The 23821-nt window shown below is 37.6% G+C and carries 10 protein-coding genes and 1 pseudogene; 5 read left to right on the top strand and 6 right to left on the bottom strand.

Going from position 1 to position 23821, the window contains the following annotated elements; translation table 11 throughout:
- Window positions 1-29: 29 nt before the first annotated feature.
- Together H4K35_RS13640 and H4K35_RS13635 are read right to left on the bottom strand one after the other, a co-directional pair.
- Complete coding sequence (locus H4K35_RS13640; RefSeq protein ID WP_182628514.1) at window positions 30-884, bottom strand: hypothetical protein; 855 nt, start codon at window positions 882-884, stop codon at window positions 30-32.
- Between the two features lie 440 nt (window positions 885-1324).
- Window positions 1325-2419, bottom strand: a complete 1095-nt coding sequence (locus H4K35_RS13635) for a lipase family protein (protein WP_182628513.1) — start codon at window positions 2417-2419, stop codon at window positions 1325-1327.
- A 227-nt stretch (window positions 2420-2646) separates the two neighbouring features.
- Between H4K35_RS13635 and H4K35_RS13630 the strand changes: the two genes are divergently transcribed.
- Together H4K35_RS13630 and H4K35_RS13625 are read left to right on the top strand one after the other, a co-directional pair.
- Window positions 2647-3255 carry a hypothetical protein gene (locus H4K35_RS13630; protein ID WP_182628512.1) on the top strand — a complete coding sequence of 203 codons (609 nt, stop codon included), beginning with the start codon at window positions 2647-2649 and terminating at the stop codon, window positions 3253-3255.
- A gap of 279 nt (window positions 3256-3534) precedes the next feature.
- Window positions 3535-5721, top strand: a complete 2187-nt coding sequence (locus tag H4K35_RS13625) for a glutamine synthetase III (protein ID WP_182628511.1) — start codon at window positions 3535-3537, stop codon at window positions 5719-5721.
- A gap of 91 nt (window positions 5722-5812) precedes the next feature.
- Here H4K35_RS13625 and H4K35_RS13620 read toward each other — a convergent pair whose 3' ends face one another.
- From H4K35_RS13620 to ccsA, 4 genes are all read right to left on the bottom strand, one after another.
- On the bottom strand, window positions 5813-8908 hold the full coding sequence (locus tag H4K35_RS13620; protein WP_182628510.1) for an efflux RND transporter permease subunit: 3096 nt from the start codon (window positions 8906-8908) through the stop codon (window positions 5813-5815).
- Window positions 8909-8927: 19 nt separating this feature from the next.
- Window positions 8928-10040 (bottom strand): efflux RND transporter periplasmic adaptor subunit, encoded by a 1113-nt coding sequence (locus H4K35_RS13615; protein WP_182628509.1) that lies wholly within the window; start codon window positions 10038-10040, stop codon window positions 8928-8930.
- Between the two features lie 2 nt (window positions 10041-10042).
- Window positions 10043-11323, bottom strand: a complete 1281-nt coding sequence (locus H4K35_RS13610; RefSeq protein ID WP_182628508.1) for a TolC family protein — start codon at window positions 11321-11323, stop codon at window positions 10043-10045.
- A gap of 559 nt (window positions 11324-11882) precedes the next feature.
- Window positions 11883-15053 carry a cytochrome c biogenesis protein CcsA gene (gene ccsA, locus H4K35_RS13605; RefSeq protein WP_182628507.1) on the bottom strand — a complete coding sequence of 1057 codons (3171 nt, stop codon included), beginning with the start codon at window positions 15051-15053 and terminating at the stop codon, window positions 11883-11885.
- A 208-nt stretch (window positions 15054-15261) separates the two neighbouring features.
- Here ccsA and H4K35_RS13600 point away from each other — a divergent pair, with 208 nt between their 5' ends.
- From H4K35_RS13600 to H4K35_RS13590, 3 genes and pseudogenes are all read left to right on the top strand, one after another.
- Entirely contained in the window at window positions 15262-16461 is a 1200-nt protein-coding gene (locus tag H4K35_RS13600; protein WP_182628506.1) for a pyridoxal phosphate-dependent aminotransferase, read from the top strand.
- Between the two features lie 782 nt (window positions 16462-17243).
- Window positions 17244-21362, top strand: coding sequence for a hypothetical protein (locus tag H4K35_RS13595; RefSeq protein ID WP_182628505.1), 4119 nt, complete (start codon window positions 17244-17246; stop codon window positions 21360-21362).
- Between the two features lie 79 nt (window positions 21363-21441).
- Window positions 21442-23821 (top strand): annotated as a pseudogene (locus H4K35_RS13590) (hypothetical protein); the annotation flags it as partial.

The raw sequence follows: 23821 nt of genomic DNA, 5'->3' as shown, positions 1-23821 counted from the left end.
CAACCGTTTGTAGTTAACCGTTTAACCATTTACCCAACGTTATATCGGATCACGGCGTTATTTTTAGAGGATCTCGCACTATTAAAAAACTGAGATAAGGTATAAGGTGTGCGCTTTTTTTCACAAGTTTTCGCAATTTCTTCCATTGAGTTTGGAGAGAAAAGGAGCAATTCCAATGATTTTAAGAAGCGCTCTTTCTTCTGGTAATCCAGTAAGGTATCGCCAAAAAAGTAAATGAAATTTTCTTCAAAATCTTCAGGAGATAACTGTTGTTGTTGTAAAAGAGAAAGTAGTTTTATATCATGGGCTGTTTCAGATTCTAGTAGCGTGTTATAAATGCAAAGGTGTTTGTTTTTATCTTTGAGGTAATAATTAAAATCGAGCAGAAGATCTTCGAGTTGAGTGTCTATTTTTAGATAAAAGAGATTCACTGTATACTCTCTGTTTTCCGAAATGTGTATGGTTCCTACTAAGGCACACATTTGTTTGCTTCGGTCTAAACAATTGAACGAAATACTGCTGTAGCTATTGGCGGGTTGGTTGCTGAATTTTTCCTTTATTTCTTGCTGAACAGCGCAGCGTATTTTCCTTTGTTTGTCCAATTTTATTTTCGAAAAATCAATTTCTCGTATTAATTCTTGACTTTCATTTAAGGTAAGAGAAAAAGGAGTGCTATAGGTAATTTTATCTTCGCTTTTTTGAAGTTGTGCATAGTTGATATGCAGTAGTGCTTCAAATAAAGTCGATGTCATTGCTTTAAAATTATTATAGTGATAATGTTGAAAAGCAAGGGAGTTCAAGTTGCCATAAGGAGTAATCTTAACAAAATGCCGTACAAAGTGGGTTAGTTTACTTTGTACTTCTTCAAATAATTCGAGTTTCATAAGGTTTGCTAGTGTTGTTGAGTTGTTGGAGAATTACATCAATAATATTAATGCAATTCCAATGCTAGTTTAGTTAGAATTTAGCAAGAATCCAAATCGAATAGTGTTAATATGTTGGTTTATAGGTGTTAAAATTATGGTATTACTTATGCGTTTTATCTTTATATTAGAGAAAAGTGGTTTTTGTTTAGCGTTTAAAATTGGATATTACTTTATAATTTAAAGAATTATTAAATTAAATTTTTTTTTGCATTTGTTTGTAAAAATGTGAAAAACTTAATTTTTGCTTTATATAGGTAACAAAAATAGAGATTAAGTTAGGTGATTTTTTTTGAACTTGCTCAGTCAATGCGATTTGAACTCTTTTATTTCTTGGTTTAATAGGGCTATTTCTCCTTCTAGAGAGAAAATACTCGTACAAAAGCAAACAAATCGAAGGCTTATTTTTCGATTTGTTGTGCTATTAAATACAAATAGGCATTGGGTAAATGATGGGACATGATGTTGTCAGATTGATTGAATTGATTTTGATAGGTTGGATCTTGTAATCCATCGAGCACAATAGGGGTTCCACATCGGCTGTAGTTGCTTTCCTGTCGGTACTGTGGCTCTTGTAATTCAGGAAGTGATTTTTGAATTTCCTTAAATAAAAATGGACCTAGTAGTTTTGCATAGCGCCTTACACTTTTCTTGGTCGGTGTACTCACGCGATTGTATATACCACGGGCAAACCAGCGTTTGGGCCAGCTAATTTTTTTCATGCTTTTGTCGATGTTTTCTCTGCTAAACGGGCTAATGGGGTTAAAATCTTGCAGGCGTTGGGTTGTTGGAGGAACTTCGGGCACCCAATCTTGGGTGTTGATAAGCGAATAGCTCCATTGATGCATGGTTTTTTCATATTGATAGGCAAAATATGCATTCCCTGGCTTTGGCGCAGCAAGCGTATACGTTTTGAACTGGATGTCTCGTGGCAGGGTGTTTTCCTTTTGCCATTGTTTGAGTTGGGCCGTTATTAAATAAGCTATTACTCCCCCTTGACTATGACCTGAAATGATAATTTCCTTTGTGTTGGCGCGATATAAACTGTCTATTTTGGGTTTTATGTCTTGCAATAAGTAAAGAGAAGCAATTGTCCATCCTGCGTGAACACTAGCTTTGTCGTCTTCCGAAAAGCGATAGTTGACCAAGTGTTCGGGTGTCAATGCAATTGTTCCTTGAGCGGGCAGCATGGCAGCGTAGTAATTAGCGAGCCAACTTATTCCTTTATTGACCGAACCGCGAATAACTACCTCTGCCACTTTCGTTTCTTCTTGGTAATAAAGCCCCCATTTATTGGTTAAGCCCATTTCTGGCGATCGATAAATATTCTTATACTGCGTCAGCAAGTGGAGGGAATCACTTGCATATGGTTTGTGAATGTCTTCTGCTAAATACAAGCTGTTTTTGATTTCTCGTAAATCCGCTACTGGTTGAAGATGCTGTGCTAAGGAAACACAACCTATAAAGAGCAGACAAATACACGCGAATTTTTTCATAACTTTATTCTGAATTTGAAATAATTATCCCATAAAAATAAGAGATTGACGCGAAGAAAAACGTTTTTTGTAGATTTGTTTTTTTTATTTGATAAAAGAATCTTAGCTTTAATGATAGAAAGAGAATCTTTTCGTCATAAAAAGACGGGGAATGCTAAAAATGTCTTAATAAAGGATTCTGCTTGTAAATTAAACGATACATTTGAAAAAAGGAAAAAGGCAATTTTATGAAAAAAATGATGTTATTATGTGCTGTGGTTTTGGGGAGTTTATTTACAGTAAGCTGTGAAGGACCACGTGGACCACAAGGGCCTCAAGGACCAAATGGAGGCTATGAACCAGCTAACGTATTCGAATATCACTTGAGCTTCAATCAAAATCTAAATGCAAATATCGCAGGACAAACGGTAAAACATCCTACCAAAGTCTATTTTGGGGACGCACTTATGGTTTTTGTATTTGAAGGAATAGATAAGAAGAATAATAGTCCTATATGGTCACCCTTGCCAATTCGCTATTTTGTAGAGGATACAGCAACAAATAAAGATGAGGAGTTAGAGTACATCTACCGATACGGCTTGGATGACTTTACTATCGAAGCTCGTGCAACTGCGCCTCTAGGTTTGTTTAATGGAACTCCAGGGAAAGATGATGATCCAGGATTTGTAACGGATATGATTTTTAGAGTCGTGTATATTGCCGGGAAAGATCCAGTGCAAAAGAGCGCTAGTGTGAAACAAGGTGCAAATACGAATCCAATAGAAAAACCAATGAGCTACGAAGAAGTGCTTATAAAGTATGACTTAACGAAGTCTCCAGTAAAGAAAATGTACTAAAAATAAATAAAAGATAAAGCGATAGTGAATTTCACTATCGCTTTTTTTTATGGTGATATATAATGGAGATGGAATTCTGAAACGAAGGATTAGTACATCACACACCAAAACAAATCTAAATTAGGTGACTTAGGTGTGGGAAAAACGGTGGGTAGTAAAAAAAATAAGTAGAAATAAAAAAAAAATGAGCAAAAAACTAGGGGGTGTGTGTTGGTTTTTTGTGTTTTTTATTATTTTTGCATAGTCAAAACAGGGGGTGTCCCTTAAAAAAGTGTAATTATGTCAACATTTCGTTTTCGAGCAATTGAAAAAGCAGCCTCAAGGAGCGCTGTGAAGGTAGAAGAACTGGGTAGAAAATCATTAATATTTGGAGATCATGTCTTTAATGACAAGTCGATGCGCCAATTTTTGACTCCTGAAGCTTATCAGGCGGTTAAAAATGCGCAATTGGGCATTAAGATTGATCGTCGCTTAGCTGATTACATCGCATTGGGGATGAAAGAGTGGGCGCTTTCAAAAGGAGTAACTCATTATACACACTGGTTTCAGCCTTTAACGGGAACAACGGCAGAAAAACACGATGCGTTTTTTGAAACACAATTTGACGGTGATCCAGTAGAGCAATTTAATGGAGGTCAATTGGTACAACAAGAACCGGATGCATCGAGTTTTCCGAATGGAGGCATCCGAAATACATTTGAAGCGAGAGGCTATACGGCTTGGGATCCTACATCTCCAGCGTTCATCTTTGGTTCTACGTTGTGTATCCCAACGGTATTTATTTCTTATACAGGGGAAGCGCTAGATAATAAAACACCGCTTTTAAAAGCGATCAACGCTATTGACGATGCTGCAACAGAAGTAGCGCGTTATTTTGATAAAAACGTAAAAAAAGTAACCCCAACATTGGGTTGGGAGCAAGAATATTTCTTAGTCGATGCGGCTTTAGCTGCTTCGCGTCCTGATATCTTAACTACTGGGCGCACTTTATTAGGGCATACGGCTGCGAAAGGACAACAGTTAGATGATCACTATTTTGGCTCTATTCCTACGCGCGTATTGAACTATATGCACGATCTAGAAAATCACTGTATTTTATTGGGAATTCCTGTAAAAACAAGACATAACGAAGTAGCGCCTAACCAGTTTGAACTAGCGCCTATTTTCGAAGAAATCAATTTAGCTGTAGACCACAACTCCTTATTGATGGATGTAATGAAAAAAGTAGCGGAAAAACACCATTTCAAAGTGTTGTTTCACGAAAAGCCATTTAAAGGAGTGAACGGATCAGGAAAACACAACAACTGGTCTTTGGCTACTGATACCGGGGTGAACCTACTAAGCCCTAGTAAAACACCAAAGAGCAATTTACAGTTTTTGACCTTCTTTATCAATACAATTAAAGCAGTAAACGACAACGAAGAGCTTTTGCGCTCTGCGATTGCCTCTGCGAGTAACGATCACCGTTTAGGAGCTAACGAAGCGCCTCCAGCTATTATGTCCGTGTTTATCGGACAGCAACTGACCAAAGTGTTAGAGGAGTTGAAAGAAGTAACGGACGGTAAATTATCCCCTGAAGAAAAGACCGACTTGAAGTTGAATGTTGTAGGGAAAATTCCAGACGTATTGTTGGATAATACCGATCGTAACCGTACATCGCCTTTTGCTTTCACAGGAAATAAATGGGAATTTAGAGCAGTTGGATCAACGGCAAACTGTGCGGGTCCGATGACTGTTTTAAATACAATTGTAGCGAAACAACTCAAAGAGTTTAAAATAGCAGTGGATGGATTGGTTGAGCAAGGGGGATTGAAAAAAGACGAAGCTATTTTCAATGTATTGCGCGAATACATCAAAGAAAGTGAACGCATTTTATTTGAAGGTGATGGCTATAGCAAAGAATGGGAAGAGGAAGCAGCAAAACGCGGCTTGAGTAACCATAAAACAACGCCAGAAGCGTTAAAAGCAAAAGTATATCCAGCGTCAATTGCTGTGTTTGAAGAAATGCAAGTAATGTCAAAAGTTGAGGTTGAAGCACGTTATGAAATTGAACTAGAAGAGTACGTAAAACGCATTCAAATCGAAGGACGCGTTTTGGGAGATATCGCTAAGAATCACGTAATTCCTACTGCAATTAAGTACCAAAACTCAGTGATTGAGAACGTAAAAGGATTAAAAGAAATTTTTGGAGACGAAGCATACAAAGAATACGCGGCTGAACAATTGCACATCTTGAAAAAAATATCCTACCACATCGCACAAATAAACTTAAAAGTTGCGGAAATGGTAGATCAACGCAAATTGGCGAATGCCGTTGAAGATGTAGAAGAACAGGCTAAAATGTACTGTCACGTGGTAAAACCTTATTTCGATATTATCCGTTACCACAGTGATAAATTAGAAATGATGGTCGACAACGAATTGTGGACTTTGACGAAGTACCGCGAATTGTTGTTCACAAATTAGTAAATTGGAACCCCAAACGGTGGTTCATCAATCAAATAAATAAAAAAAGCTTGAGTTTGACTCAAGCTTTTTTTTATAGTACTAATTCTTATTATTTTCCTTCCTCTTTGTTTTTATACGCCCAGTAAAACACCTGAGGTAAAATTGTAAAGGCTAAGATCATTCCGATGATGAGTCCCCCTACAATCATAATGGCTAAGGGTTTCTGTATTTCGGAGCCCATTCCGTTCGACAAGGCGGCTGGAAGTAAGCCCATAGACCCCATCAAGGCAATCATAATAACGGGTCTGATACGACTTTTTACGCCATCTCGAATCGCTTCTTCTAATGACATTCGCTTCTTGAGGTTTTCTTTCATCACACCAATGAGGACGATTCCGTCTATGGTGGATACCCCAAATAAGATAATGAATCCAATTCCGGCAGAGATTCCGAATGTTGTACCTGTAACCCAAAGGGAGATAAATCCACCAATAAAGGCAAAGGGCAAGGTCAACGAAGCAATTGCGGTATCTTTAACATTGCCAAAGTTGAAGTAAAGTAAAATTAGAATTAAGACTAATGATACAGGAACCACTGGGATTAACTGTTTAGCGGCTCTTTCCTTGCTTTCAAATTCTCCTGCCCATTCCATTTTATTGATGGAAGGTAGGTGGACTTCTTTTTCTACTTTTGCTCTAGCTTCTGCAATGGTACTGCCCAAATCGCGTCCTTCAATACTGAATCCAATGCCGATATAACGGCTATTGCCCTCGCGATAGATGAATGCAGGCCCGGTGTGGTAATCAATGGTTGCAATCTCCTTTAAAGGCACTTGCTTGCCGTCTAAACTCGGAATGAGAATATCGCCAATTTTTTCTGCCGAATCTCTGTACTCTTTTTCGAAACGCAACACCACGTCAAACATGCGCTCGTTTTCGTAAAAGGTTGTTGCTGCTTGTCCGCCTATGGTCATTGCAATTACTGCTTGTGCATCTGCTGTGGTAACGGCGTATTTGGCCATTTTCGAATCACTCAAGGAAATGCGCAATTCGGGTAGACCGATATTTTTGAATATGTTTAAGTCTGTAATTCCAGGGACATCCTTGATGCTTTGAGCAACTTCTGTTGCGTATTTTTCTAGGTCGAAGAGATTGTCTCCAAAGATTTTAATTACCAACGAACTCTTAACTCCTGCAACGTATTCTTCGACGTTGTCTTGAATAGGTTGGCTAAACCCGAAATTGATTCCAGGGTATTTTTCTAGGGAAACGCGCATTTCCTCTAGTAATTCATCCTTTGAAATATGGCGTTTCCACTCGTTTTCAGGTTTGAGCTGCGTATGAAATTCAATGTTGAAGAATCCCGTGGGATCAGTTCCATCATTTGGTCGTCCTGTTTGAGTTAACACGAATTCTACCTCGTCAAAATCACGCAATAACCCTTTCATTTCTTTAGCTAATCGCACGGATTCATCTAGGTTGATGCTGCTAGGTAAGGTGGCGCGAATATAGATGGCACCTTCGTTTAGCTTTGGTAAAAATTCGGATCCATAGTAATGGAATCGCACACCACAAACAACGAGGATTAAGCCAAATAAGGCGAATGTAAGCTTTTTGTGGTAGAAGCTCCAATTGAACATTTTGTAAATCGAGGTTTTAAAGAATCTCGAGATGAAGTTTTCTCTTTCCTCAATGTTTTTAGTCAACAAGAGTTTACACATGGCTGGTACATAGGTCAAACTCAAGATTAGAGAACCTAACAAGGCATAACCCAAAGTAAACGCTAGAGGGGAGAACATTTTTCCTTCTACTTTTTCAAAGGAGAAGATGGGCATTAGAGCAACAATTAAAATGAGGAGGGCAAAGAAAATATAGCCAGCAACTCCACTAGCACTTTTTCGAATGGTTCCTAATTTGGACATTTTATTAAAGCGCTTCATGCCGACGATTTGTGCTTTTTTCTCCAGTCCCACAAAGACGTGTTCAACAATAACGAGGGTACCTTCGAGCAGTAACCCAAAATCTAAGGCTCCCATAGAGATCAGATTGGCAGGGAGTCCCTGTATCTTCAACATAATGATTGCGAATAAGAAGGAAAGAGGGATTACCGTGGCTACGATAAAGGTAGTACGCCAGTTATACAAGAAAATAAAGACGATTACCGATACAAGTAAAACCCCTTCAATAAGGTTTTTAGTTACGGTATGTACCGTTGTATTGACTAAATCCGTTCGATCAATAATCGGAACTATTTTTACATTTTTCGGTAAAATACGGTCGTTAAGGTCGTCTATTTTTGTGCGTAATTTGCTTATGACCTCGCTTGGATTTTCTCCTCTCAGCATAACGACAATGCCTTGTACGACATCGTCCTCGTCTTGAAAGCTCACTTGACCCAATCGCGGTTTGGCATTTACTTCTACTTTGGCTACGTGTTTCACCAAAATAGGGGTATTGCCTTTTACCTCAATGAGGATATTCTCGATGTCTTCGATATTGTCTAATAAACCCACACCGCGCACAACATAGGCTTGGTCTCCACGTTGAATTACGTCACCACCTACGTTGATGTTGCTCTTTTCTACGGCTTCATAAACATCCAAAGGCGATAAACCGTAGTTCACCAGCTCCGTTGGGTTGATTTGAATTTCAAATATTTTTTCTTCTCCACCAAAACTAACCACATCGGCTACTCCAGGTACCGCTAATAATTCTCTTTCAATTACCCAATCTTGGATTGATGTAACTTCCTTGATGGGTAAATCACTTTGAATGATATAGCGGAAAATCTCTCCTGTTGCTCCAGAAGGTGGTTCAATTTCAAAATCAGCTCCATCGGGTAGGTTGACGTTTCCCATGCGGTTTGACGCGTATTGTTGGGCGTAAAAATCGTCAATCTCATCGTTAAAGATTACCGTTACAACGGATAATCCAAAGAGGGAGATAGAGCGAACTTCCGCTTTATTGGGAATCGTATTCATCTCCTTTGAAATAGGGAGTGTGATAAATTTTTCAATTTCCTCTGCACTTCGTCCTGGCCATTGCGTAATGATGCGGGCACGGGTATTGGTTACATCGGGAAAAGCCTCAATAGGCGTATGAATATAGCTGTAGATTCCACCAAATACCAATAACAACACGCCAAAAAGAACGATGAAGGTGTTTTTTAGGGAAAAAGCTACAATATTTTTGACAAATTTTTGCATTTTTTACGCTGTTTATGGATTAAAGGTGATTGTTTAATTGGTTGTAAATCAATAGCTCATTCGTTGTAATTACAGTTTCACCTTCTTGTACGCCTGCACTGATGTAGGTGTATTCTTGGTTTTTGGTTAAAGGTGTAATTTGGCGAATTTCTTGATGACAAGCATCGGTATAGGTTACCACATAGTTTTGATTGTTGTCAAAAATAATGGCGTTGTTTGGTACGGCTAGTGCTTCGCCTTGGTTGTCGTCAAGGAGTAAGTGAATCTCAGCAGACATGCCGGGACGCAGTTTCATTTCGTGATTGTTCATCACAATACGCGCTTTCAACACGCGTTCTTCCGCGTCAAACACTTGTGAAATAGTCGAAATTTGTCCTTTAAACTTTTCATCGGGATAGGCGAGTGTACTCACTTGTACTTCTGCCTGTGGTTTTACATAGCGCATGGAAGTAGCGTATACATTAGCCATAATCCAAACGTCATTTAGATTGGCGATGGTAAACAACGGTTCGTCCGTATCGGTTAGCGTCATACCTGTGACCACATTTTTTGTTACGATATACCCATCCTGTGGGGCGATAATTTGATAAATACCTTCTTTGTTTTGCCCGTTAAATAGCGCTAGGTTGCTCTTTGCACTGCGCAGCTTACTCTCGAGTACTTGAACATCTTCTTCGGCCTCCATCAACTCCTTCTGAGAAGAGAGTCCGTCTTGATACATAGATGAAACAGACTCTAGTTCTCGTTTAGCTACTTTTAATTCCGCTTCAGTTGCGCGTAGTTCTGTTTTAAACTCGTTGATGTCAGTGCTTCTTATTTCGACCAACAGCTGTCCTTTTTTGACATAATCCCCTAAGGAGAATTTAGCATTTAATACGACTCCTTCAACTAAACTGTAGAAGGGGATTGTTTTATCTTGGTTGTATTCCACGGTACCGTTTAAACTCAAGGTGCGTTGAATTGGACGTTGGGTTACTTTGGCAAAATTTAATCCTTTGCCAATTTCTTCAGGAATGCAGTAGTTTTCGGTTTGTTGTGCCGCGTTTTCTTGTTGTTTACATGAGGCTAGTGTTACTAAGGCTAACACAGCGCAGCTAAGAGTATATTTTGAAGTCATTTGTATACGTTTCATGGTTATAAATCTTTTCCAACAGCAAATTGTAAGTTCTCTAGTTGTTCGTGTAATTCTTTTTTGGTTTCCAATAAGATGTTTTTATTGTCGAGATAGGCTTCTACAAAATCCAAGTATTCGATCAGACTAACATTTTTCTTTTGGAAGTTTTTTACATAAGCATCGAGCAGCTTGTCGAGTTGTTCTTCGTAGTCGACGTCGATTTGATCGTATAAGTCTTTGGCTTGCACGTAGTTTCTCAGCGCTTCAATAATGTCGTTTGCAATTTCATTTTTCTTGCTTTTAGCTTCTATTTCCGCTAGTTGAACACCTATTTTAGCTTCTTTTATACCGCCTTTGTTACGATCAAAAATCGGAAGGTCAAAAGCAAGTCCAAAACCGACAAAATCACGCATTATATTTCCACCGCGATCGTAATCTACCCCTAAGGTAAGGTTGGGAATGCGCTCCGCTTTTTCGATGTCTACCTGTTTTTTTGCTTGTAGAATTAAGTTGTCTTGTAGTAAAACATCGGGACGATTTTCTTGGGCATGGAGAATCCAATCTTCGACTTGCAATTCACTTACCGTTGTTGTTGGAACATCAAGTGCATCGGTAATTACGATTGTGGATGTAGTGCCTATATTGATGAAGTTCTTTAAATCTTTACGCGCTTCTTCTAAGTCTTTGGATGCATCGGCGAGTTCTTTCTTAAACTGCAGCTGTGCGGCTTTTAATCGAATGTATTCACTGTGACTTATGTTTCCTTGGGTTAACTGATTTTTATAACCAGATATAAGCAAGGAAGTATTGTCGATTTGTTTTTGATATACCGATTGTTGTTGTTGCAACATTTGGATGTTGGTAAGCGTTAGGCGCAAGGCGAGTTTTGTTTCGCGTAAGATAACTTCAAAATCTGTTTTTCGTTCTTCGACGGTCAGTTTTTGTAGGTCAATGCGCTTGCGTCTTTTTCCAGCGGTTTCTATTTCTTGTTCTAAACGCAGTGAGATTTGTTGAGAAGATCCCCAGTTTCCAACTATGTTTGGTTGCTCTTCGATGTCTGTAGTACGCCAGGCGTTTACCTCTGAAATTTCAAAGGTAGGATTTGGCCACAATCGCGCTTGAATCAGTTGGGCTTCTGCTTGGGATATTTCCAATCGCTTTGCTAGTAAATCGAAATTTTGTTCGAGAAACAAGGTCTCTATCTCTTGTTTGCTCAATTTTTGCTCTTGTTGTTGCTTTTGAGCTACGGCGATATACGTAGAAAAAACAAAAACTGAGGCGGTTAGTATACGTCTAAACATTTTGCTCATAATTTATAGTTCAAAATTACTACCCCCATATTACAAGGGCTTTGGAGTCGCATTAATAAGAAATTAAAAGTAGATTAGAATTCGATTAGAATTACCAATCTAAGGGCTTGTGATTCCTAGTGTTTTGCATTTTTGTATTCCAAAATTGGGTTGTTTTTTTTAAGTAGATTAAAATAGTGTATATTTTTGAAATATATGTTTAATATTTAATCTTATTAACTATAAATATTTGAATACTATGTTTATTTAATATAAAGTATTGTTGTTAATGTATTTGTAGCGATATGGAGAAGCAAGCAGATAACAATACTGTTCTTTTTTTTTGATTAATCAAAAATATGCGCCTTCACCAAGAGTTGAATGAAGGAGATAGTAACGCACGTTTTTTAGTTGAGGGCAGAAAGATAGAGGATGTGTTTGGTAGGTAGAGGTAGACTTTTTAATCGGCTGAAGACTATTAAGGGAGTATTGGCAAAAGTGGATAAAGAAAACGCCAAAAAAAAAAGCTACTCGAAGTCGAGTAGCTTTTTTTACATAGTATGAATTGTACTTATTTTTTTAAGTGTCTTCTGTACTGAATAAACGATAGAATACTCAGTAGGGTTACGAAGCCGATAGACCACCAAATAATGGCAGGAGTAATTACTTTATCCCCTGATGCATACGAGTGTAGTCCGCTTAAATAGAAGTTTACACCGAAATAGGTCATCATGATAGAGTAGAAGGCTAGGATGCTAAACAAGTTGTATAACCAAGTACCGCGCATGGCTGGAACAAGGCGCGCATGGATAACAAAAGCGTATACCATGATACTGATTAGTGCCCAAGTTTCCTTAGGGTCCCATCCCCAGTAGCGTCCCCAACTTTCGTTTGCCCATTGACCTCCCAAGAAGTTTCCAATAGTCAATAGTACTAAACCAACGGTAAGTGCCATTTCATTGATATAGGTTAATTCCTTGATATTGAGGTCCATTTTCTTTTTGTTCTTGCTATTAGTTAAGATCATTAAGATTAATGCGACAATTCCCAATATCATACCCAATGTAAACGGACCATAACTAGCTACAATAATAGCCACGTGGATAATTAACCAATACGAGTCTAATACAGGTTGTAAGTTAGAAATAGCTGGGTCCATGTAGTTTAGATGGGCAGCCCATAAGATCATTCCTGTAACGAAGGCTGTAGAAGCAATAGTCAATTCGGATTTTTTACCGAAATACAAACCAAATAGGGTAGTAGCCCATGCTACATAAATTACTGATTCATAGGCATCACTCCAAGGTGCGTGACCAGATACATACCAACGTACGGCTAAACCTAAAGTGTGGATAATGAATAAGGTAAGTGTTAACCAACCCCCTATTTTAATTGCTTTTGCTGCAAATCGATTTGGTTTTAAGATCGCCCAAATAATAAAGATAAACGAGAATACAGCTACCGCCATATAATATTTATACAACGTTTTGAAAATATCGTATTGGTTGTATAAAATTTCAAATTTAATCTTGTTGTCTGAAGGCATAATGTTTTTACCATACGAATGCTGGAACGTATTGATGTGTTCTAGGTATTCGTCTGCTTTGGTATAATCATTTGAGCGTTTTGCGTCAAACAAAGCTGGCACATACATGCGAGATAAGATATTCTTAGTAAAAGTAGAATCCATTCCTGTCATCCCTGATTCGTTTAACTCTAGTGGAGAGATCCACTTGTTGTTATCGTGATTAGGAATAGGGAAGATTGCTAACATTCTTCCAGTAAAAGCAGCGTTTAACAAGGCTACTTTACCGTCTAAATCCAAGAAATCTGTTTGGAATTTATTCTTCACACTTGCGTGGTTTGCCTCGTCTACGTATTTTACTAATTTATAGTTTCCTTTTTCATCAAAAAAGTCAACGAAAGAAGCATGTCTAGTTCCTTTTGGCAAACCTAAAACTTCGGTAATTTTATCATTCCCTCTTTGTAGCTCAATGATAGGTGCAAAATACCAGAAGTTTGGTGCACCTTCCATTTGTTGTGCAATTGTATATTGGGTGATGGATAAGAATACTTGATCCGGTGTTAATCCTTGGTAATTTTCTTTTTTGTATACTTTTCTCAATAATTCAGAAGAGAACGTATTAATAGGTTTCATACGTCCACCGTAATCTTGAATAACTAGAGAACCGAATTTAGCAGCGTGTTCTTTGCTTACGGTATTGGCGTGAATAATAGAGTCAATTACAGCAGCACTTGGTTTTTGAGGTGCGTGCATGTGTTGAGCAGAAGCTCCTACTGAGAACAACAGCAACAGCAGTGTTAACATGGATGCTTTTTTCTCTCTTACTTTGTTCAATTTGCGTTTTAAATCAGCAAAACGCGAATTTTTGTCAAATAAGATCCATACTAAACCTACGTAAAGGAAGAAGTAGCCGATATATGTAATCCAAGTTCCCCAGAAATCGTGATTAACAGATAAAATGGTTCCTTTTTCATCCGGGTCAAATTGCGCTTGGAAGAAGCGGTATCCTTGATAATCTAAAATATTGTTCATATAAATACGCGCGTCAAAAGAGTTATCTCCGTCTAGTACTGTTACTTGGCTTTCAAAAGCAGAGTAGCTTTTTTCCGTTCCAGGGTATTTATCAGCGATAAATTTGTTTAGGCGCACTTGGAAAGGCGTCGTATATACCTTACTACCATAGAGTAACGTAAATTCAAGATCACCAAGTTGAATAGCCTGAGGTTCACCCATTCTACCTGCTTTCCCTTTTAAGACTACGTCTTTTTCAAGTCCTTGAGAGCGCACAGTTACCACTAATGCATCAGCAGTCATTTGATCCTTGAAATCTCCGTTGGAAACCACCGTTGTTTTTCCTTTCATTGGCAATTCAGGTAGTACAAATTGCGTACCTGCCATGGTATAAAGAGAGCGGAAGTTTAAAGGTGCTTTTTCATTGGCAGTTACTTGTCCAGTAGACTGATCTGCCATGACCATATAATTTCCTTCAAAGGGAGAGTCGATAAAGAATTCTCCATTTTCTGAAGTAATATTGATTGCCCCTTCTGTAGGTGCATTATAGCCGAATAGGATGCCGTGAATACTCGCCGCTTTTCCTTCTTCAAGGTAGTGTTCATGACGCTCACCGTCACCAGATTCAACTAATTTTAAGTAGTTTATTCCATTCGGGTCTGCTTCAATTACGTCTTCAGCAGCCATGATAAAGTCTTTGTATTCCACTTCAAAAGGAATGCCATTGAAGTCTTTTTTCATTTTGAAATGGTTGTTGGTCACTTGAGAGAAGTACTGATCCATTTCGAAAGTACGTCTTCTAGTTTCTCCTTCGTATTCCCCATCAGCCATTACCGTTAAGAAGGTTTTGTCTGAAAAAATACTGTCCGCTGTTTCACCTTCTCGAATAGGCATCATCCCTTCAAAACTGATGTATCGCGTAATGAAAGCCCCAATCATAATTAAGATAAAGGCAGCGTGCAACATAAAGGTGGACCATTTTTCTTTGGTTAGTAAACGGTAACGTTTAATATTTCCGATAAAGTTAATCAAGAAAATAAGCATGATAACTTCAAACCATTTGGTATTATAAATAAGAATCCGAGCGGTTGTGGTGTTGTAGCGATCCTCAATAAAAGTTCCCAGGGCAAGGGCTACTGCAAATACAATGAAAAGAACAGCCATTAGTCGGGTTGAGGAAAAAAAAGATATGATTTTTTTATCCATGAGTTGTTGATACGTTGTTTTTATAATGGAACAAAAATAACCAAAATGCCCAGTAAACCCGTATATTTAACTTATTATTTAGGAATGAAATTTACTTTTTTTATGCGTAAAAAAAACTAAATTTGCAAAGATCTTTACCTCATTTGATCGATGATTATTAAATCAACAAGGATTGGTCGCTATTTAGTGAATTAATAAAAAATTAACCATGCCAAAAATCTCTCAAAAAGGTATTCAAATGCCTGAGTCTCCGATTAGAAAATTGGTTCCTTTTGCTGAAAAAGCGAAACAAAAAGGACATCATGTTTATCATTTAAACATTGGTCAACCTGACATTAAAACTCCAGTAGACGCTTTGCAAGCGGTAAAAGATGCAGATATTAAAGTTTTAGAATACAGCCACTCTGCTGGTTTTGAAAGCTATAGAGTGAAATTAGCCAAGTATTACCAAGCCCATCAAATTGATGTAAACGCACAAGAAATCATCATTACAACTGGTGGATCAGAGGCGTTGATGTTTGCGTTGGGCAGTACGATGGATCCAGGTGATGAGATTATCATTCCAGAACCGTTCTATGCGAATTACAATGGGTTTTCCACTTCAAATGGTGTAACTATTGTTCCAGTCATGTCAACGATTGACACGGGATTTGCTTTACCTGCTATTTCAGAGTTTGAAAAGTTAATTACCCCTAAAACGAAGGCCATCTTAATTTGTAATCCAGGAAACCCAACAGGCTATTTATATTCTCAAGAAGAAATGGAGCAATTAGCTGCTTTGGTGATCAAGCACGATTTGTTCTTAATTGCCGATGAGGTTTACCGCGAATTTGCCTATGACGGATTTAAACATATCTCTGTGATGACTTTTCCTGAATTGGCGAATCACGCTATTATGATTGACTCGGTGTCTAAGCGTTACAGCATGTGTGGTGCGCGTATTGGATGTATTGTGTCAAAAAACAAAGAAGTAATGGATGCTGCTATGAAATTTGCACAAGCGAGACTTTCTCCGCCTACTTTTGAGCAAATTGCAGCAGAGGCAGCTTTAGATACGCCACAATCGTATTTTGACGAAGTAATCACCGAATACAAAGAGCGTCGTGATATATTTATTAAAGCTTTACAAGAAATTGACGGAGTAGAAGTAACCGTGCCAAATGGTTCTTTTTATTGTGTCGCTAAATTTCCTGTGGAAGATGCAGATCACTTCGCTAAATGGTTGTTAGAAGAATACAACTTAGATGGTGCTACGGTAATGATTGCTCCTGCAGCAGGATTCTATTCCACGCCTGGTGTTGGATTAAATGAAGCACGTATGGCCTATGTGTTGAAAAAAGAAGATTTGATTCGCTCAGCAGCGATTTTAAAAGAAGCATTGAACGTGTATCATACGATTGCAAAGTAAACGAATACACCTAACATACAATACGAACCACGCCCTCGGGCGTGGTTTTTTTATTTCTAGCATTTGGTAAAAATGTAGCTGCTTTTTGTTTGTGCTTTATTCTCTTGGTAAAGAAAAGTATACTGGCTTTGTTCCGCTACTCCACTTGTTGTGTTGTCTTTATGGCTAGTTAGGATGATAAAAAGGATCACAAAAAAGTCCGAAAAGCCAAAAATATTTTCCCAAACATCCATACAAGCGTTCTGTTGCGTTATTTTAACGCGAAATGTATATAGTATCGAAAAAAGAAAAATAATGCCTTAGCGGTAATTTATAAAGGTCGTTTTCTCTGTTTAGTTGTCGTTGGGCTGTAGGTGCTTCCAGTTGGGTAGAACGTTTTTTTTGAATTTTTAATCAGGAAATCAGATAGAAGAATAATGGCAAGGATGAAGCTTGGCATTATTCTCAAAAGAAGTGGTTTTTTTTTGATTTTTTTGTGATTCTGCTCCATGAAGTTGGTGTGAAATTAGTTTTTTGTCAGCTGATTGGAGCAGAGGAGTTTTGTTTCTATGATTTTTATCAGGTTTTTATTGTTTTTTTCGTGCGTATAGAAATTGAAACATTGATTCTTTTTAACTCTTTGTAAAATGTTGGTATTGAGTGATTTAGTATGGATTCAATTTGTTGGAAAGTAGTGCGTACTAATAATTTGAAACACAAAATGAGGATATAATCTTGAATTTTGGCAAAACTATTAGGGAGAACAATTTTGTGTACAATAAAGTTGTTTGTTCGAGAAAATTATGAAAAAAAGAAACATGAACAAAAAGGTACTACTACAAGTTTTGATGATCGGTTTACTGTTCTTAGGAATAGGGAGTAAGTCGTACGCGCAATTCTTGGTGAGTGAAAATTTCCGAAGCAAGGAGGTTGGAAATAATATTGTTTTAGGAACAGGTTATAATAATCATAAAGCCTATTTGACTGCTGCTACGAAGAAAAATGGCAATTTCATAGATAACGATAATGAAGGCTGGTTGCGTTTAACAGAAGCGGAAGGAGACCGAAGCGGTTATGCGTTTATTGATGAAGCTTTTCCTTCTGGACGTGGGGTGTTCATTGATTTTGAATACAAGACATGGGGAGGTAATAATGCAGATGGTATTAGTGTATTTCTTTTTGACGGAACAATTGATCGTACTACTTTTCGCGTAGGAGGATATGGTGGATCTTTAAGTTATGCTCCTCGTGATTTAGGAAATAATAGAGGTATCAAAGGTTTAAAAGGAGGGTACTTAGGATTAGGTATTGATGAGTATGGGAACTTTGCTACAACTTCAGAAGGAAAACAAGGAAATCAGAATCGCACACCGAATCAATTTACCTTGCGTGGTCATACTGTAGAAAACGCAACATCTGGTGCGAATACAAATAAAATGTTGAAAACGGTTTCATCAGGCACACGCATTGATTATGGAACATCGACGAGAACACGTCCGTCTGATAGTCAGTACTATAGACGAGTGCAGATTGAAATGAACAAAAATACAACGACAGGGAAATATGATGTTGCTGTGCGTTGGGCCACTACAGTTGGTGGACAATTTACAGATGTATTTACCTATAGTTACGATCAAGTGCCACCGGCATTATTTAAGCTGGGCTTTGGTGCTTCAACTGGTGGAAATACAAACTACCATGAGATCCGCAATTTATTTGCTACTACACCAGGTGGAGTAGTAGTGCAGAAAACTGTAGATAAAACCATGGCTAATGTTGGTGAGGATTTAACTTATACCATCGATATCAAAGGACAAAACGTAGAAACGTTGCGATTCAAATTGAATGATGACTTAGCTGCAATTAGCGAGTTTTTTGAAGTGACTTCTATCACAGCATCAAACAATGGTCATACAGGAACATCTATTAATATTCCTAGAAACAGTACTACATTGAACAATGTTGATGTAACCTTGAGTCGTTTAGCTACAGCTACCATTACGATTAAAGGAAAAGTGAAAAAAGCACAACAAAATGGTTTATTAGAAAATACTGCAACGATTGTAAAAAGTAGCTTACCTACTAAAATACAAGATCTTGTATCTGATGATCAGTTAACTTCAACTGTATCTTCTCAAGTTATTGATCCTAATTTTTGTGGTTGTCCTGAAGGAGCGATTGAGTTAGAAAATTCGAATACTTCACAAGTATTAACTAGAGGTAAAGTATACTGTGTTACAGGGGAAGTTTCTATTAATAATGACCTGAAAATAGAACAAGGAGCAACCTTGTACGTTCAGTCTAACGCAAAATTAAAGATAAACGGTACTTACACGCAAAGTGGCGGTGTTGTTAGTATTTGTCCGAGAGGAGGGATCGAATTGACAGGATCTGCTAAGTTAGGAGCAGGAGCAACTGGTGATGTTAAGATTATTATGAAAGAGAATAGTTATTTTACTATTACAGAGTCTTTGGAGCAGTTTGAGCCTACAAACGGAAAAGTTAATATCGAAATGTACGATTCTTCTGTTGTAGAAGTATGTAAAACGTACAAGCAGAATACAACAACTTACCCCGTAGTAACCTACGCAGGCAAAGGAGAAGCTAAGTCTTATTTTATTGTAAAAGCACAAGCAAGTGGCGGACAAGGTAGTAAATTGACAACTTCGGATCAAGTGAATGTGATTGCGATGAATTCGGTTACTACTTTACAAATGGGACCGAGTTATTGTGGACCTAATGCTAAGGCAAGTACATGTTCTTTTTGGCCAGCAGGATTAACTGATGCAGTGGCAGGAGTAAAATGTAAACAAGCTGAAGGATTAATTGACTTCACTAAACCTGTAGGTCCTGATTTTTGTGAGTATGATGGTGATAAGTTCATTTCTGGTTACCACTCCACTATTATTAAAACGGCAACTGGATTCCAAATTTTTGGAGAGCAAACAAAGCCTAGTGGAAAATCGTTTGAACACTTCTTAGTACCTACAGATATAAGCTTTGCTAATGGATTCCACTATAAAGGAAGTCCTTTAATGGCGACGATGAGCTCTCAGTACTATGCTAAAAATCAGTTCTTTCTTTTAACTACGGGCGGACTATATGGATGGGGTACTAAAATCACGGATTATAAGCTTAAAAATGCTGATTTACAAAATGATACGGATTATACTGCTTTTACAGAGTTAGAATTACCAGAAGGAGTTAGAACAGAGGATATTAAATATATGACTGCTTCTTATGGAGGGTTGGCCTTGTTACTTACTAATGGAAAAATAATGGTAACGGGTTCTAAGTCAGCTTTGTATGGTGATAATTATTGGAATGCCGATAAGAAATGGCATACAGTAAGTACAGCACAAAATACACCCTTATCTAATGTTGTAATGATGAAGTTACACAACAGTGGTGGTTTTGCTTATACGTCAACAGGTAAATACTACGCATGGGGTTCTAAAATATACAACGGAACTGCTGCAGTGACAAACAGTACACAAAGTTTGGCTGTGGAAGTACAAGCACCTTTTGCAGGTGAACCTAAAATGATTGGTATCACTGGAGTTGGGGAAGATAATAAAGTTAGTTATTTCGCGCTTTCCAATGATGGAAAAGTATATTCTATTGGAGACAACAGTCGTGGACAATTAGGTATAGGTGATACTACACCTGAGCAAGTAAACTGGCAAACAGTAAAAGGGACAGACGGTGCGGAATTATTAGATATTAAATATATAAGTGCACAAGATAATTCAACTTACGAAGCAGCAGCTGCAGCAATTAATAAATTTGGACGCGTTTATTTTTGGGGATCGAACGGCTATCAAATGCTAGGTCAACCTCAAGCAATAGGTTTTGTTCGTGCGGCGACTGAGCCACAAGGACTAGGTAATAACCGCGCTGTTTATGTTGAGGTTGGAGGACATACAGGAATGATTGTTAATGATGATGATCGCTACTGTTATGTAGGACATAAAGTCTACGGAAGTATGGGGGATGGAATTGCAGCTGAAGATATGATTCATACTTTCGATTGTGAGACAACAGGGAATGTTATTGACATGTGTGGTAAAATTGTCATCATTCCTGAACCAGGCTTAGCGTTAGAAAAAGTCGGTACTTATGTTGATAAAGATAATAATGGTCTTGTTAATGTTGGAGATGAGATACACTATACTTTTTCATTAAAAAATACAGGAAATATTTCCTTGACTAATGTTAAAGTAACAGATCCAAAAATTACGATCGTAGGAAACCCAATTGTTCTTGCAGAAAATGAAGTACGTACAGATGCATTTTCTGGAGTATATGTACTAACGCAAGAAGATATCGATAGAGGAGGGGTATTCAATTTAGCAAATGCAGATGGTAAGGATTCGAATAATGTACCTGTTCATACGGTTTCTATAGATCCAAATCCAATTGCACCTACAGATCCTGAGTATCCACTACCAGATCCTGAACATACAAATTGTTCAACTTGCACAGTGACTATATTACCTCAAAGTCCAAAAATTGTGTTGGTAAAAACAGGAATCTTCAATGATGAAGTAGATGGAGATCATGGCAATGGTGTAATTAACTACACTTTCGTAGTGAAGAATACTGGAAACGTAACGCTGAAAGAAGTTGAATTAACCGATGTTTTATTTGGTGCTAACTACAAGGTGAACTATACAGACACCAATGGAGCACTAGCCATTGGAGAATCTTGGACGATCACAGCAACCTATAATGTAACTGATGAAGATATCAATGCAGAAAAAGTTACGAATCAAGCGAAAGTAGTTGGTAAGTCTCCGAAAGAAAAAGCAGTAGAAGCGAATTCTGGAACGGAAATCAACAATAGTAATCCTACGATTACACCAGTAGAAGGCGGTGGACCTTTAATTACTAATCCACATATTTATCACAAAGTACAATAATATAATTTAGACTAAAACGACACAAAATATTCAGTTATGAAAAAAAAGACTAATACCAGTTGCTCTATTAATGGGGGCTATGTCTGCAAACGCACAGGTGGGAATTGGAACGGCTACTCCTAATAAATCAGCTGAGTTAACAGTTGAAGCTAGTAATCGTGGATTGTTAATTCCGAATGTGTCTTTAAAAGATACAAAAGATACTAAAACAATCACCAATGGAAATATAAACAGTTTATTAGTATTCAATACAACTACTAATACTGCAATCACTCCAGGGTATTACTACTGGTTTGTTGATAAATGGCAACGTTTAACAACAGAAAGTGACATTCCTGCAATTGTGGTGAATAACTTTGAAAATATATTACAAATGGAAGGAGATAAGGTTGAAAACCTTATCAAAAACATAATTAATACTACAGCAGGTAATGTAATTTATGAAGGGGATAAATTATATTATATCGATGACAGTGGGAACAAAGTTGAAATCAACTTTGAAGAAATTGTTAAACAAAACGAAACCGTAACTATTTTAGGTTACGATCCAGCTACAGGAGTAATGACTTATGCTAATGAAGCAGGGAATGCTGTTACTATTGATATCAAAAATGCAGTAAAAACGTTTGAAACAGTTACTTCTATCGCGATTGACCACACAGCGGGTACAATCACCTTTATGGATGAAGCTGGTAATCCAACAGTTTTAGCATTAAAAGATTTAGTGGCAGCACAAGAAACAGTTACTACATTAGTACGTGTTCAACCTGGTAAGTATACGTATACGAATGAAGCTGGAACTGCTGTAGACATCACTGTTATCGGTGATATTATTGAAGTAATCAACAATCAAACAGATACTGATTTATACAATGTATTGAAACAATTGGTGAAAGTTGAACAATCGTTAACTTCATTAGTGTACAATACTACAAATAGACAGCTAGTTTATACAGATGAAAACAATGCAGCTCACAATGTTGATGTAGATGCTCTTGTGAAAGAGAATCAATATGTGACTGAATTACAAGCAGGTAAGAATATTCAAGTGTCGAAAACGACAACGAATAATACCATTACCTATACGTTAGATGTTCCTACGGCAACAAGAGACGTAGCAGGTGTTGTTAAAGCAGGAAGTGGTTTAGACATTGATGCAGACGGAAATTTAACTGTAAATCTTGAAACAGCAGTTAACGCTAAAGACTTAACAGGAAACGAGAAAATCGTTGTTACAGATGGAAAAGGTGCTGTTTTAAAAACAACAAGTTTAGATATCAACGAGTCTAAATTAAGCTTGCAAAACATCGGTGGTGCATTAAATGTAAGCCAGATTCAAGCAGGAAATGCAGGTGATGTACTAATTGTTGATACAAATGGAAACGTAGTATGGTCTGCAAATGATGCTATAACAACCAATGTTTTAGCATTGAACGGAACGGATTTAGTTTCTACTGTTAATGGAGTTTCTTCTACTGTAAGTTTAGTAGATAAATTAGCTACGGAAATGTTCCAAAATGGATCAGTTACAGCTGAAAAATTAGGAGCAGAGGCAGCTGATCAAGGAAAAGTTCCTGTAGTTCAAGCTGACGGTACTGTAGTATACCAAAATATTGCTGCAGCGAATGTAGAAGGAAAAGAACTTTCTTCTGCCAATGAGTTATTAGCTGTGTCTGTAGGAGCAGGTGTTGTTCTAAAAGATGTTCAATTAACGATCAACCAAGATAAATTTGATTTAGCTCAAATTGGAGGAACACTGCAAATTACCCAAATCCAAAAAGGAGCAAATGAAACGATCTTAGTAACCGATGCTGCTGGAAATGTAAGCTGGGTGTCTAAAGATACCGTAGTGAAAGCAAACGAAACCGTAACTGTTTTAGTGAAAAACGCTAACGGTTCGTATACGTACTACAATGAAAACGAAATCAATGCTGATGGAACTCCTAAACAAGGAGCAACAGGTGTAACCATTGATCCAAAAGAAGTAAGCGTATCCTTAAATACAAAGACAAATAAATACGAATTTACCAATTCAGTTGGAGCTAAAGTAGGAGAAATCGATGCAAATGCGGGTTCTATCGCTTTTGATAATTCAACGAATGGTTTTACTTCAACAAATGTTCAAAATGCATTAGAAGAACTGAAAGCACAGCTTGATGGTTCAACTGACAGCTTAGTAGACTTAGGAAACGGTAAGTTCCAACACACTACAGTTGATGGAGATGTAGTTGAATTTGATATCAACACAGTAAACGTAGAGAAAGTAGTTGACGCAAACGGAAATACTTCATACATCTTCAAAGATGCAGCAGGAAACGCAATCACAACTATTGCTTTAACAGAAGACGTAGTAAACAATATTACAAACAAAGGTGATGTTTACGATGCGATCATCCAGGTAATTACATCAAAAACTGACAGCTTAGTAGACTTAGGAAACGGTAAGTTCCAACACACTA

Origin of the sequence: Myroides sp. NP-2 (assembly GCF_014145665.1) — a bacterium.
Lineage (GTDB): Bacteria > Bacteroidota > Bacteroidia > Flavobacteriales > Flavobacteriaceae > Flavobacterium.
Note: the sequence above shows the minus strand (reverse complement) of the source record. Positions and strands in the feature narration are given on the sequence as shown.

Coding starts and splice junctions, on each gene's coding strand:
- H4K35_RS13600 (WP_182628506.1), top strand. CDS start 15,262: ATGCCAAAAATCTCTCAAAAAGGTATTCAAATGCCTGAGTCTCCGATT.
- H4K35_RS13615 (WP_182628509.1), bottom strand. CDS start 10,040: ATGAAACGTATACAAATGACTTCAAAATATACTCTTAGCTGCGCTGTG.
- H4K35_RS13595 (WP_182628505.1), top strand. CDS start 17,244: ATGAAAAAAAGAAACATGAACAAAAAGGTACTACTACAAGTTTTGATG.
- H4K35_RS13610 (WP_182628508.1), bottom strand. CDS start 11,323: ATGTTTAGACGTATACTAACCGCCTCAGTTTTTGTTTTTTCTACGTAT.
- H4K35_RS13625 (WP_182628511.1), top strand. CDS start 3,535: ATGTCAACATTTCGTTTTCGAGCAATTGAAAAAGCAGCCTCAAGGAGC.
- H4K35_RS13620 (WP_182628510.1), bottom strand. CDS start 8,908: ATGCAAAAATTTGTCAAAAATATTGTAGCTTTTTCCCTAAAAAACACC.
- H4K35_RS13640 (WP_182628514.1), bottom strand. CDS start 884: ATGAAACTCGAATTATTTGAAGAAGTACAAAGTAAACTAACCCACTTT.
- H4K35_RS13630 (WP_182628512.1), top strand. CDS start 2,647: ATGAAAAAAATGATGTTATTATGTGCTGTGGTTTTGGGGAGTTTATTT.
- H4K35_RS13635 (WP_182628513.1), bottom strand. CDS start 2,419: ATGAAAAAATTCGCGTGTATTTGTCTGCTCTTTATAGGTTGTGTTTCC.
- ccsA (WP_182628507.1), bottom strand. CDS start 15,053: ATGGATAAAAAAATCATATCTTTTTTTTCCTCAACCCGACTAATGGCT.